This is a genomic window from Pandoraea sp. 64-18 (assembly GCF_001899225.1).
Taxonomy (GTDB): domain Bacteria; phylum Pseudomonadota; class Gammaproteobacteria; order Burkholderiales; family Burkholderiaceae; genus Pandoraea; species Pandoraea cepalis.
Window position 1 is genome coordinate 55,694 of sequence record NZ_MKVU01000013.1, and the last position, 15,990, is coordinate 71,683.

Annotated in this window: 9 protein-coding genes; 7 read left to right on the top strand and 2 right to left on the bottom strand. The window is 64.7% G+C overall.

The features are described from left to right. Positions 1–4 precede the first annotated feature (4 nt). Positions 5–1,639, top strand: a complete 1,635-nt coding sequence (locus tag BGP02_RS11245) for an AMP-binding protein (protein WP_286798515.1) — start codon at positions 5–7, stop codon at positions 1,637–1,639. Between the two features lie 168 nt (positions 1,640–1,807). Then, positions 1,808–2,614, top strand: a complete 807-nt coding sequence (locus tag BGP02_RS11250; RefSeq protein WP_240756298.1) for an IclR family transcriptional regulator — start codon at positions 1,808–1,810, stop codon at positions 2,612–2,614. Between the two features lie 7 nt (positions 2,615–2,621). Here BGP02_RS11250 and BGP02_RS11255 read toward each other — a convergent pair whose 3' ends face one another. Both BGP02_RS11255 and BGP02_RS11260 read right to left on the bottom strand, forming a co-directional pair. Next, complete coding sequence (locus tag BGP02_RS11255; RefSeq protein ID WP_017234331.1) at positions 2,622–4,175, bottom strand: MDR family MFS transporter; 1,554 nt, start codon at positions 4,173–4,175, stop codon at positions 2,622–2,624. Further along, complete coding sequence (locus tag BGP02_RS11260) at positions 4,172–4,666, bottom strand: MarR family winged helix-turn-helix transcriptional regulator (protein ID WP_017234332.1); 495 nt, start codon at positions 4,664–4,666, stop codon at positions 4,172–4,174. The genes BGP02_RS11255 and BGP02_RS11260 overlap by 4 nt, the downstream gene beginning before the upstream one ends. Before the next feature lie 363 nt (positions 4,667–5,029). Between BGP02_RS11260 and BGP02_RS11265 the strand changes: the two genes are divergently transcribed. The 5 genes from BGP02_RS11265 (at position 5,030) to BGP02_RS11285 (ending at position 15,956) form a co-directional block, all read left to right on the top strand. Next, the gene (locus tag BGP02_RS11265; protein ID WP_150563866.1) at positions 5,030–5,902 is read left to right on the top strand and encodes an N-acyl amino acid synthase FeeM domain-containing protein; all 873 of its coding nucleotides are present in this window, start codon (positions 5,030–5,032) and stop codon (positions 5,900–5,902) included. A gap of 218 nt (positions 5,903–6,120) precedes the next feature. Beyond that, a complete protein-coding gene (locus BGP02_RS11270) occupies positions 6,121–9,138 on the top strand; it encodes a putative bifunctional diguanylate cyclase/phosphodiesterase (RefSeq protein ID WP_017234333.1) in 3,018 nt (1,005 codons plus the stop codon). 491 nt (positions 9,139–9,629) lie between these two features. Beyond that, a complete protein-coding gene (locus tag BGP02_RS11275; RefSeq protein ID WP_017234334.1) occupies positions 9,630–10,637 on the top strand; it encodes a hypothetical protein in 1,008 nt (335 codons plus the stop codon). Between the two features lie 119 nt (positions 10,638–10,756). Then, positions 10,757–14,350: a DNA translocase FtsK gene (locus tag BGP02_RS11280; RefSeq protein ID WP_286798516.1), complete on the top strand. Its 3,594-nt coding sequence runs from the start codon at positions 10,757–10,759 to the stop codon at positions 14,348–14,350. A 391-nt stretch (positions 14,351–14,741) separates the two neighbouring features. Continuing rightward, positions 14,742–15,956, top strand: coding sequence for an ABC transporter substrate-binding protein (locus tag BGP02_RS11285; RefSeq protein WP_268567692.1), 1,215 nt, complete (start codon positions 14,742–14,744; stop codon positions 15,954–15,956). Positions 15,957–15,990 lie beyond the last annotated feature (34 nt).

Sequence of the window (15,990 nt, forward strand, 5' to 3'; positions counted from 1 at the left end):
CTGTATGTCCATGTCCAACGTTGCCCGAGTCGCGCCGGTGAATGCGCAGACGTTTTCTTCCGTGCATCCTTATACGAAGTACTTTCCCCAGCGGGCCGAGGGCGACCGGCTCGATGTCGTACCGCTGCTCTTGGCAGGACTCCACGGCACGTCGGCCAAGCCGGTCGTCGTGTTCGAGGGTGAAGCCATCGACCGGGCCCAGATGGCCGCGCGCGTGGGCGCCATGCAGGGCTGGCTTGCCGCGCAAGGCCTCGTGCCGGGCGACCGCGTGGCGGTGATGCTGGGCAACAGTGCGGCGCAGGTGGCGTTGATCTATGCGCTCATGCTTTCCGGTCTGGTGTGGGTGCCCGTCAACACGCGCCTGAAGGGCGACGGTATCGAATACCTGCTCGGCCACGCCAAGCCGACGCTGCTCATTGCCGAACCGACCTTCGCCGACGTGCTCGACGCGGGTGCCACCCTCGCGGCACAGCAGCCGGGGCACCACGGGACACGCGTCGTGCGTCACTGGCTCGCGGACGTCATGACCCAGGCCGCGGCGTACATGGGTAGCGCGCCGGCGGCGGCGGAGCTTACGCCCGCGTCGGTGCTGTGCATCATCTACACGTCGGGCACCACCGGCGCGCCCAAGGGGGTGCTGTTCACGCACCGCATGATGCGCATCGCCAGTGAGGCGGCGCTGCGCGTGGCCGACGCGCACGACGGCGACCGGCTGTTTCTGTGGGAGCCGCTGTGCCATATCGGCGGTGCCCAGATGCTGCTGCTGCCCTTTCTCGCCGATCTCGAGATGCACGTGGTGGAGCGTTTCTCGGCCAGCCGCTTCTGGCAGCAATGCGCCGCTGCGCAGGCCACGCATCTGCACTATCTCGGCGGCATCCTCGACATCCTCATGCAACTGCCGCGCGAGGCCCAGCCGGCGCAGAACTCATTGCGCGTGGCGTGGGGCGCGGGCGTGTCGGCGAGCGCCTGGCAAGCCACACGAGAGCGGCTGCAATGCGCGTTGCGCGAATGCTATGGGATGACGGAGTGCTCGAGCTTCGCCACCCTCAACGACGCGGATGTGCCGGGTGCCATCGGCCACGCCCTGCCGTGGCTGACGCTGGCGTTGCTCGACGACGCGGGACAGCCCGTGCCCGACGGCGAACCCGGTGAGATCGTGCTGTCGAGCGACGTGGAAGGCGTCTTCCTGCCAGGCTATCTCGATAATCCGGAAGCCACGTCGAAGGCGTTGCGCGACGGCAAGCTTTTCACGGGCGACAGTGCGCGGCGTGGCCCCGACGGCAGCCTGGTCTTCATCGGCCGGCGCACGGACAGCATGCGGGTGCGCGGCGAGAACGTGTCGGCCTGGGAAATCGAGCGTGTGTTTGCGCGACACCCGGCGGTGGTGGCCTGTGCCGCCATCGGCGTGGCAAGCGACATCGGGGAGCAGGATGTGATGCTTTACGTCCAGTTCCGCGACGGCCAGACACTGGACTGGACGGTACTCGCGCGATGGGCCGCCGACAAACTCGCCAGCTACCAGCGCCCGCGTTACTATCGCGCCACCGAAGGTTTCGAAACGACGCCTTCGGAGCGCATTCGCAAGCATCTTCTCTCGCGCGATACCTCGCAGGCGTGGGAGGTGACGGTGGCATCGTAACCCGTGAGGGCAGGGCGCTCGTCACCGGCGCGGCGACGATGACGGTAATTCTGGTGTTATCGGTATAAGATAGACTGTTATTTTCATGAGATAATTCGTCCCTGCCTGCCCCATTTCCTCGATATCGTGGCCACCACCAAGACACCCCGCACCCGCGCCAAAGCGGCAATCGCCAGCGAGATAGCTGCTGCTCCCGCCCCATCGACCGAATCCACGCTTTACGTGCAGTCCGTGGAGAAGGCGATGAAGGTACTGACGGCGTTCGACGGGTCGAAGCGCCATCTCTCGCTTTCGGAAATCGCCGCGGCCACGGGGCTGGACATCAGCGCGGCGCAGCGCTTCACCTTTACGCTCTCGGCGTTGGGCTATCTGCTCAAGGACGCGCAGAGCAAGAAGTACGAACTCTCGCCGAAGCTGCTGGACTTCACCTATCACTACCTCGTCTCGAACGAACTCGTGAGCCGCGCCGCTCCGTATCTTCAGCAACTCGCTGCGGAAACCGAGGAGGCGACGAACCTGACGGTGCGGCTCGACACGGACATTGTGTTCGTGCTGCGTATTGTGAGCCGCAGCGTGTTCAATGCGAACGTCATCGTCGGCTCGCGCCTGCCGGCCTATTGCACGGCACCGGGGCTGGCGTTGCTGGCTACGCTCGACGATGCCGAGGTCGACGACATTCTCGCGCGCACGAATCTCGTGCAGTTCACGCCGGCGACCGTGGCGCAGCCGCGCAAGATCAAGGAACGGCTCGCGCGCATTCGCAAGCAGGGATATGCGCACACGGAAGACGAATTCTTCATGGGCGACATTTCGACGGCGGCGGCCGTGGTGAACCAGGACGGCCGGGCCATCGGGGCGATCAACATTGCCGTGCCGCGCGTGCGGTGGAACGCCGAACGCGACGAACGGCGCTTCGCCGACCTCGTGATCCAGACGGCCGGCGCGTTGTCGGCGCGGCGGCGCCAGGAGAGCTGACGCCGCGTCAGTCGGCCGCCACGTGCACGATCTCGTCGTGCTTGTCGATCTCGCCGGGGGCGCGTTTTTTCAGCCGAATGAAGAGCAGCAGCGGCATGACGGCGATCGTGAGTGCCATCATGAGCCGGAAGTCGTCCAGGTAAGCGATCATCGCCGCCTGTCGCGTGACTTCCGCATTCAGGGCGGCCATCGCCGCGGCACCGTACGTCTGCACGTAAGCCTCCACCCCTTGTGTAAACGGCGTAATGCGCTCCGAGAGCACCGCGTGGTTGACCTGCGTGTTCTGGGTGAGCAGCGTCTGCACGACCGAGATACCGATACTGCTGCCGATGTTGCGCGACAGGCTGTAGATGGCGGCGCCGTCCGCGCGTAGCGTGCCGGCGAGCGTGGCAAACGTGACCGTGGTGAGCGGCACGAAGACGAAGCCCAGACCGAAGCCCTGAATGACCCCCGGCCAGACGATGTCCGACGGCCGCAGCGTGAGCGAGTAACCGGCCATCAGATACAGCGAATAGGCGGTCAGTGCGAAGCCGAAACCCAGCAGGTAGCGAACGTCGACCTTGCCGACCAGGCGTCCGACGATCAGCATGGCGGCCATGGTCCCCGCGCCGGAGGGCGCCGTCACCAGCCCGGTGAGAATCGCAGGGTAGCCGAACAGACTTTGCAGCATCGGCGGGAGCAGGGCGCGCGTGGCGTAAAGAATGATGCCGACGACGAAGATGTAGACGACGCCCGTGTTGAAGTTTCGGTCACGCAGCAACGCGCGGTCGAAGAACGAATGCTCGCCGGCCGTCCACGTGTGGACGACGAAGTACGCAAAGCAGATGATGGCGCCGAGCATCTCCAGCCAGATCTCGGTGGCGTTCAGCCAATCCTGCTGTTCCCCGCGATCGAGCAGCAGTTGCAGCAGGCCGATGGCCAGACTGAGGGTGACGAAACCGAGCACATCGAATTTCCCGGCCTTCTGCTCCGGCGGCTCTCTGAGATAAGCGGCAATACCGAGGAACGCGATCAACCCGATGGGCAGGTTGATGTAGAACACCCAGCGCCAGTTGTAGCTGTCGGTAAGCCAGCCGCCGAGTGACGGGCCGAGAATTGGCCCGACCATCACGCCCATGCCGAACACCGCCATCGCCGAGCCGTGCTTGTGCGGCGGGTTGATGTCGAGCATGGTCGCCTGCGACAGCGGCACGAGCGCCGCGCCGCAAATCCCCTGGAACAGCCGTGCGGCCACGATTTCCGTGAGCGAATGCGCCATGCCGCACAAGGCCGAGGCGATCGTGAAGCCGGCGACGGACCACAGGAAGACGCGCCGGCGACCGAAGCGCGCGCAGAGCGTGCCGGTGAGCGGCGTGGCGATGGCGGCCGCCACGATATAGGACGTCAATACCCAGGTGATGGAGTCCTGCGAGGCGGAAAGACTGCCCTGCATGTGGGGGAGTGCCACGTTGGCGATGGTGCTGTCGAGTGTCTGCAACACCGTCGCGAGCATGACGGACAGGCTGACGAGCGCGCGATGCTTGCCCGGATCGTCAGCTGTTTGGGGGGATGCCACGGTCATTCTTTTATTGGATCGTGAGGGTTATCGCGACGCGCCGGTGACGGGCATTCGGCTTCGGCGCGCGTCAGGTTCGTCAGCACCTTGCCCAGTAAGCGCGACAGTTCGGTCCGTTCAGCCGGGGTGAGGTCGGCCAGCGCTTCGCGTTCGGTCGCGTTGGCGAATGCGACGATCATGTCGATCTTGGCCTCCGAGGCCTCCGTCAGATAGAGCAGGTGCGCGCGTTTGTCGTTCGGATCCCGTTCGCGCCGCACGAGTCCCTTGTCCCTGAGCCGGTCCAGCAGTCTCACCAGCGCCATCGGCGTCAACTCCATGCGTTCGGCCAATTCGGCCTGTGTCTGGACCCCATAGCGATGCAACATGACCAGCACGCGGCATTGCGCGCGCGTGAGGTCGAAGTTGCCGCGGGCACGCCGGTCGAACAGGCGCGAATGAACGCGCGCGACGTCATGTACCAGCGTGCCGAAACGGGAAGACCAATCGATTTTCGGCATATCGGAAGGTGCGCCGGGGTCGCCTTCGGGGAGTCCCGGCAAGGTCAATTAGTAAACAGGTTTATTATTTTGCCAGACACTTTCTTCGGACTGCAACTGTCGCAAATAGGTGACACCCATACTCGACGGCCGAAGGCGCCGAAATGGGGTCGGCCGGTTTCGCTCGGTGTGACGCGGGTTCGCGGGCGGTGGGCACAATCCCCGGACAGACGCTGTTGCGCCGCCCGTGAAAATCTGAAAAAGCCAAGAAAAATAAGCACTTGACACTTCGCCTTGGCGGATCAAGAAAGGATATGTGCGATGTATCGGCGAGCACGCCAGTGCATGGCACTCATCCTCTATTGACCTTAAGGAGTATCAATCATGTTTGACCTCGCCCAAGCCTCGGATGTCCTGTCCATCACCCCGACCGACCTGTCGTCCGGTCAGCGCCGTCCCACGTCGTTGCCGGCTGCGGTGCGCGCGCCGGCGGCCGATCTCGATACGATGCGAGAAGAGCGTCTGCCCTTCATCGTCACCATCGCGAGCGACGACGCAGCGTTGCGCGACGCCGTCGCCATGCGTCAGGCCGCCTACGGCCGCCACCTTCCCGATCTGGCCGCCACGTTGAGCGAGCCGGAGCCCAGCGACCGCGAGCCGGGGGCCATCGTGCTCGTGGCGCGCGCGCGGCTCGACGGCGCGGTCCTTGGCACAATGCGTATCCAGACCAACCGTTACCAGCCGTTGCATCTCGAGGATTCGGCGCCGTTGCCCCAGTGGCTGGACAGCGCCGCGTTGGCCGAGGCGACGCGTCTGGGCGTGGTAGCCGGGCCCGCCGGACGTGTCGTCAAGACGGCGCTGTTCAAGGCCTTCTATCAGTATTGCCTGCTGTCCGCGGTCGACTGGATGGTGATTACGGCGCGTCCGCCGCTGCATCGGCAGTATGAAGCCCTGATGTTTATCGACGTGTTCCCGTCGCAAGCCCTGATCCCGATGGCACACGTCGGCGGCATCGGACACCGCGTGCTGGCGCTGGACGTGGCGCAGGCACGCACGCGTTGGCAGGCGGCGGAGCATCCTTTGTTCGCCTATATGTGCCTCACCCATCATCCCGACCTGCGGCTGGGGGTGCCGGGAATGCAGGACGTTGTGCGGGCGTCATCGGGCGAAGCCAGTGTTGGCGCGCATTTGCGGGATTTATCTTTTGGCGGCGACGCGGTACGATGCGGTGCATCAGGCTTCAGCTTGTCGGTGTAATGCCGTTATTCGAACTAACGTTATCCCGTCGCCTGCCGCATTCGGTCTTTTGGGCGATGGCGATAACGCGCAAGGCGGGCAAAAGAGACCTGCCCGTGTCGGCCTGCATCGGGGTCGCACGGGCCAGGGCCGGCCCGGCCGGCAGGGCGTGCCGAGGGGTACGCCCTGCCCGGCGAAGCTCGCGGGGGCGACCAATAAGATAAGGGCTTAAGATTTCTATGGCGGGGGAACTCGGCAACGAGCGTGACGATTACAGCCGCAATTCGACCGATTTCGCCGACGAGTGGGCGGAACGCTCCGGTTCGCGGCGCCGTTGGCGCGTGAGCGCGCGGCTCGACGAGCTTTTTCGTACGATTTCGCTGTACGCCGTTCCCGCGGCCATCATGCTGCTCTCGGGCCTGGTGCTGATGTTCCAGGAGAGCCAGTACGCCGTGCGGGGAGAAACATCGTTGACCTTTCAGGCGAAAGGCGATGTACCCGCGACGTTCGGCCCGCCGATGGTGCAGGGCGTCCTCGAGCGCGCGCCCGCCGTTCGGCAGTTCAGCACGCATCTGTCCGAGGCGCCGGTGTGGTTCCGGGTCACCGTGCCGCCCGTGGGCGCTGCCCAACATACGGTCATCGAATTTCCCTCGCGCCATGCGCAAACGCTGATCTGCTGGCGCAACCCCGACGCCCCGGCCATCGGACGCGCGGACCGCAGCGCCGTGCGCGGGGCGATCCGAATGTCGAAAGCGGGCTTTGCGATCGATCTCGGGCAACTCGTCGCGCCGGTGACACTCCTGTGCGAGGGCACATTCTCCGGGCCGGCGCATCTCACGCTGGTCGCCTGGCCGGCGTCCGAACTGAATGTCTCCGAACGCGAGTTCCATCGCAGCAACGGCTTGCTCGAAGGCGGTCTGTTGACGCTTTCGGCATTCGTGCTCGTCACCGCCATCATCAACAAGGAATGGCTCTACGTCCTGTTCGCGGCGTGGCTGATCGGCAACTTGCGGCTCGCGGCGAACTCGCTCGGGGCCGACACGCAATGGCTGGAACGCGCCATTCCGACCGACCTTGACGCTCTGGTGCGCAAGGCGACATTCGCCATCTACTACGTGCTGACGTATTCACTGTTCACGCAGCTCTTCAAGCGGGAGTTGCGCCGCATCGGCTGGCGGTGGATGGTGATGGTGCTGCAATGGGCCGGCGTGGTGCTCTGCTGCGCGGCCATCGCATTGCCGTATGCGCATTTCATCCCCGTGCTGTGGGTTGTGGCCGCCCTGGGCATCGCCATCGTCCTGGTGCTGCTGACCCGCATTCTCGTGCTGACGCGCTCGCGGGTCGCGATGTGGTACAGCGCGTCGCTGTCGATCGTCCTGTTTGCCACGTTTTCCGAAGTGATCGCCGCCGCGTTCAATGCGCGCGCGTTGGCGACGGCGTTCAACAGCGTGACCGCGGCGCTGTTCTCGAGCCTCATGGCGGCGCTGGCCATTGCCGAGCAGATGCGGGCCGAGCACCAGGGCAAGCTCGAAGCCCAGACCGAACTGCGCAACGCCTACGACGTGACGCCTGTCGGCCTGTTCACCCTCGACGATCAGGGTGTTTTCGTTCGTGGCAACGCGGCGTTGCACACCATGCTGGGCATTCCCAATACCGAAGGGCGAACGTTCCGCTGGGACCAGTACTTCGGCCAGAGCACCTGGCGCATGCTGCTCGATGTCGCGCAGCACAGCGAGGAATCGGAACTCGAAATTCTCTCGCTGCCCCGCGACGACGGCCGCACCAGCCGCTATCTCGTCAAGGCGATTTTCTCCGCAGGACGCATCGAAGGCTCGTTGCAGGACATCACCGAACGGGCTCGCACGATGGAGCAATTGCGCTATCTGGCGGAGAACGACCCGCTCACCGGCGTCTCGAACCGGCGCGGCATCGAAAAGGCGCTGGCCGAGGCCATCCGTACCTTATCCGACGCCAGGCCGGCGGCATTGGCCTATCTGGATCTGGATCGGTTCAAGCTAGTCAACGATCTCTTCGGCCATGCGGCGGGCGATGAGGTGTTGCGCCAGGCATGCGATCGGATGCGAGCACGCTTGTCGACGGATCAGAGCGTGGGGCGCACCGGCGGCGACGAGTTCATCGTGGTGTTTCGCGATGCGACGATCAAGGAGGCGGCCGCCGTGGCGCGCCGTCTGGTCGACGCGATTTGCGGCGAGCCTTATCAGATTGGGGAGCGCGCCTTTCAGGTGCGCGCGTCGGCCGGGGTCATCGAGCTGACCGCCGATATGCGGGTGCCCGACGCGATTTCATCGGCCGACCGCGCCTGTCGCGAGGCCAAGAAGAGTCGCCGGGAGTTGGTGGTCTATGAGCGCGGGGCGGCGGCATTTCGTGAGCGCCTCGCCGAATTGCGGTTGATCGATGCGCTCGACGCCGGACTCACGCCCAACACGCTGTTTCTCGAAATGCAGCCGATCATGGAGATGGCGTCGCCCGGCGAGTCGCTCAACTTCGAGGTGTTGCTGCGCATGCGCGATTCCGACGGCAACATCGTACCGGCCTCGCGTGTCATCAGCGCGGCCGAGGAGAACGGCAGCATCGGCATGATCGATAAATGGGTACTGACGAACACGCTCGCCTGGATCGACCTGAACCGCGACCGTCTCGCAAAAACACGGTTTGTGTGTGTCAATCTGTCGGGGGCGTCGCTCAACGACGAACATTTCATTCGGGACATCTTCACCACGCTGGCGGCCCATGAGCGTGCCGTCGGGTTGCTGTGCATCGAGATCACGGAAACCGTGGCGCTGCACGATCTCGACAATACGCGTCGCTTTGTCGATCGGATTCACCAACTGGGCGGACGCATCGCGCTGGACGACTTCGGTGCGGGCTTCAGTTCTTTCTCATACCTGAAGGATCTGGCGGTCGACGCCATCAAGATCGACGGCGCGTTCGTGAAAAGCATGGCGGCGCATCCGGCCAATCTGGCGATCGTCGAAGCGATTGTGGCGCTGGCGAAGAATCTCGGGATTCGCAGCGTCGCGGAGTGGGTGGAAGACACCGCAACGCTCGAAGCCTTGTCGGAACTGGGGGTCGACTATGTTCAGGGCTTTCTGATTGCGCGCCCGCAAACGCCCGAGGCTATCCTGGCCGCCGACTCGGCCGTCAGTTTCGTTCGCGATCCCCAACTGGCATCTTTGCTGCTCGAGTTGGGGGATGCGTTCTACCCGCGTCATCGCAGCAACTCGGCATTGCACTGATTCGATTCTCCCGACGCGACGCTTCGACAGTCCGTCGGCGAGGTGCGTCCGTTAGCCGATAAAAGTCGCATCAGTCGACGATTTGTCGTGCGAATTATCCGTATTTTTCGCAATACTGTATTGCCCGCGCGATTCCCGCCCGGCACTCGATCCGCAGTGCCCAATATGCCGGAAACCCCCATGAATCGGGCGTTTCCGCGTCAAGTCATTTTTTTCGGGGCGTCATCAAAACGTAACCCGAAGTAAGAATTCCAATTGGAATAAATCTTGTCCCCGGTAAAGGCCGGGTGGCAGAATCAACGCATCGACGTGGTGGAGCGCATCCTCCATGCGCCGGTGAGCCGTATCCGTGGGTGGGGCATGACGCGGAATGCAATGCGGCGCATCGGCGTCCGGCAAATGACAGGCACGCGATATGCAACGGGGTTAGGAACGCGCACATTCACGAGATGCGCGCGGCGCAACCGTAGGACCTAGCCAGAACAACGACAATGATCTCGACGCTTCTCAAACTCGTCTACCGCTACAGCCATACAGCGAAGTGGCGGCACAACGAACGCCTCTGGCCGCACGCGCGCATCGAGCGCGATGCCATGGGAGCCATCGAGCGCTTTACGTGGCGCTCGCGCCGGGTGCCACTCGTTCGGCGCGCCGAATTGCAGCGCCTGCGCCGCTTGCCGTGCCACATCATCGCCAGCGGCCCATCGGTTGCCGATATCGATTATGAAGCGCTGCCGATGCATCACGTCATGGGCGTGAATGGGGCCATCGCGCTGACCGACCACGCGCCGGTCAAATTCAATTTCTACTGCATTCTCGACGCCGGTTTCGTGCGTCAGCGTCCGGACCTGGCGCGCCGCGTCGTGGCGCGCGATCTGGTGTTGTTCGTCACGCCGGTCGTGCTCGCCCGTTTGCTGGACACGTTCCCGGCGTCGGCGTTCGGGTGCCGTTTCTATCTTGTAGACGATATTTTCAAGCGCGGGATGGAGGCGGCTAGGACGCCCGAAGCGCTGCGCGCGAACCCGCAGGTTGGGGCAAGCGCGGCGTTCCAGGGCGAGCAGGGCCGCCTCGGGTACAGCTTCGATCTCGACCATGGCTTCTTCCACGGTGGCACCGTCGCGTATTTTGCACTCCAGGTGGCGACGTGGCTGGGCTTCACCGAGGTGTACCTGCATGGGGTCGACTTGCGCGACGCCGCGCAGACGCCACGGTTCTACGAGACCCTGCAAACGCGTGCGCCGACGCGGTTGGACGTGGAGTTCTCCAGCCTGATCGAGCCGTCGTTCCGCCACGCGTCGGCGGTCTTGCGCGCACGCGGTGTGCGCGTCGAGAACCTGTCGCAAGCGAGCGCGCTGGGGGACGACATCTTCGCCAAAGTCGACTGGCGCGCGCTGCGTCGCCGGAACCTGAGTCTGGTCGTACCGGACGCGAGCGGCGAGAGCGCCGGTCTCGGCAGCATGCCGACGTGGCGCTCGACCGGCACGCACGGTCGGCCGTAACGTCTGCCACGCGCGGCACCCAGGTCAGCCGATGCGCGAAAGTCCTTGCCGAGAGGGCCTCCGCACGGTGGTCTACCTGCTACAATCGCACTCCGGGTTTTCCTGAAGCACGAGCGATTATGGGGTTTGGCTGGTTCGGACTGTCGACGTTTTGGTTGCTGGCGTTGTGCTGGCCTGGCGTGCGGGGTCTGCTTGGCGGTGAGATACGAATCTTCGGCCCCGGCACGCTGCGCATGCTGCTCGGTATACCGCTCGCGATCGGATCGAGTGCCACGCTCGCCGCGCTGACGGGCGGGGAGGGCAACACCGCGGGTGGCAGCGTCGGCCAATCCCTGTCTCACGGCTTGCATGTCGCGTTGGGCGGTACGCTCGCGATGGGCGTGGCCAGCTTCGTCCTGCTCTTTTCCCTTCCGCTGGTCTTCGGCACCACTTGGTGGGGCATGTTCGCGCGCGGCAAATCGTCCGACGACGATATCGAGGCGCCCGGCTACGAATCGCGTTTCGATGGCGCCGCCCGCGAGCCGGCGCGGGGTCTCTCGCACATGTCGTTCGACACGAGTGAGCGTGGTGAGCGTGGTGAGCGTTTCACGCCCACGCTCGGACAAGGGCATCACGATGTCGGTAGCCTGAGGGAAGACCCGGTGCCGCGCCGCCGTGGTCTGGCGGCACAGCCGCGCTGGAAGTTGTCCGACGAGGAGCGCGCGCGGCTCGACGCCATGCGACCGCCGCCGTTGAGGGTGCCGGGTGCGCCGCGCACCGAGCCGTCGTTTGCGAATGGCGCGCGACTTCGTCCGACAGGCAAGGGCGCCTCGGTGGGACGTGCAGGGACCGCCGTGGCTGCCACCGTCGCCTCCGCAGCGACCACGAGGGCGAGCGGGGCTTCCTTATCTGCGGCTTCGGTCAGGACCGCGACATCGGTTGCGTCGACCGCTCCCTCTAGTGTTGCTGCGCCGCTCACGGCAACCAAGGCAGGCATGCCCGCGAAGCCGCCGATGCCCGCCGATCCGCTGAATTCGACGTCGATTTCTGGGGCGACGGGATATCGCCGCCCCGTGGGCGTCGCGCCCGCCCATCTGCGCGGCACGATCGTGCATAGCCCGTTCCGCAAGCCGCAGCTCGGGCTTGAAGAAATGCCGCCACGGGGGGCGCCGCCTGTCCCGTCGTCCCCGGCGGATGCCGGGATGCCGGCGATCGTCGACACGTCGGCCAACGTTGCGGCGTCGGGCGCTGTCGCGCCTCGCCCGGCGGCGCCTGCGATGCGGGGGGCCGCGTCCTGGTCCGCGACCGATGCCGCCTCACCGCTTTGCGCGGCCGTCTCCGCATTTTCGCCCGTCGATTTGTCGGCGAAGGACGTTGACGCACCCGTCTTCGAAGCCTTGCCGCCTGCCCCCACCTCGGAGGTGCTGGCCCAACAAGCGGCCGCGCGTGCCGCCGAACAGGCGCGCGTGCAGGCCTTGGCCGTGCTGCGCGACGAGGCGCAAGCGTTGCTTCGCGACTTGCGTCAATGGACAGCATCCGACACGGCGCAGGCAACTGATGCACCCGCGTTGGCATCGGCGTATCCGGCGACCACCGTCGATCGCCGGGAAAGCGTCGCGGTAGACGAGGAACGCTTGAGCATGGAAGTGGCGAACGTTATCGAACCCGTCGCCATTGCGAAAGCCATGCCGGTGTCGGCCGCGTCCGACCCATCGCCACCGGCCGCCGGGCGCGTCGACATGACCGCTGCGGCGCCGTTCGCACCCGATTCGCCTTCTGCCCCTGCGGCTTCGACGCCACATCGTCCGTTCGTCTTTGCGGATGTGTTGGCCAACGTCGAAGCTTTCGATGTGCCGAAGGACGTGCCGATCGACGTACCTTTCGATGTGTCACACAACGCCACGCGCGACGAACCGGGCTACCGGGCAGAGGACGCTGCATCCGTAGACGTACCCGACGCGCTGGAGGCCGAAGCGTTAGCGTCGAAGCCGCATTATGTCTTGCGTGCCGACGGCACCTGGGCACGCGCTGAAGCGTCTCCCCATCCCGGCCATCCGGCCTACGCACCGTTGACGCACGACGACGCCATCTCGTCATCGACGCCCACCATGCCGTCGCCCGCGGCCGCCGTGCCTGCCATTCCGGCGTTCGCCGCGTCACCGCCGTTCGGCATGGCGACGACGGCTGAGCCGCGCGCCGCCAGCTTCTCGGGGAACACCCCCTACGAACTTGCGCCGCCCCGCGTCGTCATCGATTACGACTTGCCGTCGCTCGACCTGCTGTCGCCTGTGACGTCGCTGGATGTCGCCAATGTCGTTTCGGACGAAGCGCTCGCGGCCGTGAGCCAGTTGATCGAGCAGCGTCTGGCCGAATTCAAGGTGCCGGTCACGGTGGTGGGCGCGTCGGCCGGCCCGGTCATCACGCGTTTCGAAGTCGAGCCGGCGGTGGGGGTGCGCGGGGCGCAGGTCGTCGGACTCGTACGGGATCTGGCGCGAGCGCTGGGCGTGACGTCGATCCGCGTGGTCGAGACGATTCCCGGCAAGACCTGCATGGGACTGGAACTGCCCAACGCGCAGCGGCAAATGATTCGCCTGTCTGAAATCCTGACCGCCCCCGTGTTCGACACCCATCGCTCGCACCTTGCGCTCGCCATGGGCAAGGACATCACGGGTGAGCCCGTCGTGGCCGATCTGGCGCGTGCACCGCACCTGCTGGTGGCGGGCACGACCGGCTCGGGCAAGTCGGTGGCCGTCAACGCGATGATCCTGTCGTTGCTCTACAAGGCAACCCCGGACGACGTGCGCCTCATCATGATCGATCCGAAGATGTTGGAGCTATCCGTCTACGGTGGCATTCCGCATTTGCTCGCTCCGGTCGTGACCGACATGAAGCAGGCGGCGCATGCCCTGAACTGGTGCGTGGGCGAGATGGAAAAGCGTTACCGGCTGATGTCCGCGCTTGGCGTGCGCAATCTGGCCGGATACAACGAGAAGATCGATGCCGCACGCGCGGCGGGCGACAAGGTGCGCAACCCGTTCTCGCTCACCCCGGACGCACCGGAGCCGCTGGACCGTCTGCCATTCATCGTCGTGGTCATCGACGAGTTGGCGGATCTCATGATGGTGGCGGGCAAGAAGATCGAAGAACTGATCGCACGGCTGGCGCAGAAAGCGCGCGCGGCGGGCATTCACCTGATTCTCGCGACGCAGCGGCCTTCGGTTGACGTCATTACCGGCCTCATCAAGGCGAACATCCCGACGCGGGTGGCCTTTCAGGTGTCGTCGAAGATCGATTCGCGCACGATTCTCGACCAGATGGGCGCGGAATCGTTGCTGGGGCAGGGCGACATGCTGTTCCTGCCGCCGGGCACGGGGTATCCGCAACGTGTGCATGGGGCGTTCGTTGCCGACGACGAGGTGCATCGCGTCGTCCAGCACTGGCAGCAATATGGCGAACCGGACTACGATGAAGCGATCCTCGCGGGCGACCCGAGCGAGGCCGCTTCCGCCGATCTGTTCGGCGAATCGTCGGGCGATGCCGAGGCCGATCCGCTCTACGACGACGCGGCGGCATTCGTGCTGAATTCCCGTCGCGCCTCGATCTCCGCGGTGCAGCGGCAATTGCGTATCGGCTACAACCGCGCCGCCCGTCTCATCGAGCAGATGGAAACGGCTGGACTCGTCAGCCCGATGGGGCGAAACGGCGCGCGCGAAGTGATTGCACCGGGCGAGTAATCGCCATCCCTTACACCTGCCTTACGACCCGCCCTCCGAGTCGAACTCTTTGGCACTCCGTGCCGATCTCAAGACACGCGCCACCCGTGGCGCGTGCCGTCAAACCCCTTGGAAACCCGCGCCAATCGGCGATAGCAGCGCGTATACCCTCGCGAGCGTAGGGGTATTCCCGCCTTTGCGGGCAAAACTCAGCGAACACATAATCGGCGCGCTAGCTTGGTCGTTCAACGCGTGCGGTACGGCATCGCCCTGACACGAATTACAACATCGGGGGGATGCGGCGGGGGGAAGTCGACTCGCGCGTCGCGCATTCTACGGCAGGGCCTGCGACATCAGGAAATCGCAGCAGAAAAGCGTCATATCGAAACGCATCGCACCGAAGGAGACCCTTATGCAATTCCGATTCAAGGTCATGGCTGGCGCCGTGGCATTTGCCCTGTCCGCCTCGATGGCTGTGGCGGCCGATCCGATCAAGATTGGCGTATCCGGCCCGTTCACCGGCGGCTCGTCGTCGATGGGCGTTTCCATGCGCGACGGCGTGCGTCTCGCCGCATCGGAAATCAACAAGTCGGGTGGCGTGCTGGGCCGCCAGATCGTGCTGGTCGAGCGCGACGAAGAAGCGAAGAACGAGCGCGGCGTGCAGGTCGCGCAGGAACTGATCAACAAGGAAAAGGTGGTCGCGACCGTCGGCTTCATCAATACCGGCGTGGCGCTTGCCTCGCAGCGTTTCTATCAAGACGCCAAGATTCCGGTGTTCAACAACGTGGCGACGGGTACGGTCATCACCCAGCAATTCAAACCGCCTCAGTACGCCGATAACTATGTCTTCCGCAACTCGGCCAAGGACAGCATCCAGGCGCCGATGATCGTGGAAGAGGCGATTACGCGCCGTGGCTTCAAGAAGCCGGCGATTCTCGCGGACTCGACCAACTACGGCCAGCTCGGCCGCGAGGATCTGGAAAAGGCGCTCGCCGCCAAGGGCATCAAGCCGGTGGCCGAAGAGAAGTTCAACATCAAGGACGTCGACATGACGGCCCAGTTGCTCAAGGCCAAGCAGGCCGGCGCTGACGTCATCCTCACGTACGGCATTGGCCCGGAACTGGCGCAGATCGCCAATGGCATGGCCAAGCTCGGCTGGAAGCTGCCGCTGGTCGGTAGCTGGACGCTCGCGATGTCGAACTACATCGACAACTCGGGGGCGAACGGCGAAGGTGCCCGCATGCCGCAAACGTTCATTCAGGAACCCAACACGCCGAAGCGCAAGGCCTTCATCGACGCGTACCTGGCCATGTTCAAGCCGAAGAACAATCGCATTGACTCGGCGGTGTCGGCGGCGCAGGGCTACGACTCGATCTACTTGCTGGCTGCGGCCATCAAGCAGGCCGGCAGCACCGATGGCCCGAAGGTACGTGCAGCGCTCGAAGATCTGAAGGCACCGGTCGACGGCGTGGTCACGACCTACGATCACCCGTTCACGCATGACGATCACGACGCCATCACCGCCAATATTCCGGTGATGGGCGAAGTGAAGGGCGGCCGTGTCGTGTATGCCTACGACAGCGATCTGAAGGCGGGCAGCAAGGTCCGCGAGAAGGCTGCGAAGTAACTCGCCCTCCCACCCCCTTGCATTTCGGTTGCGC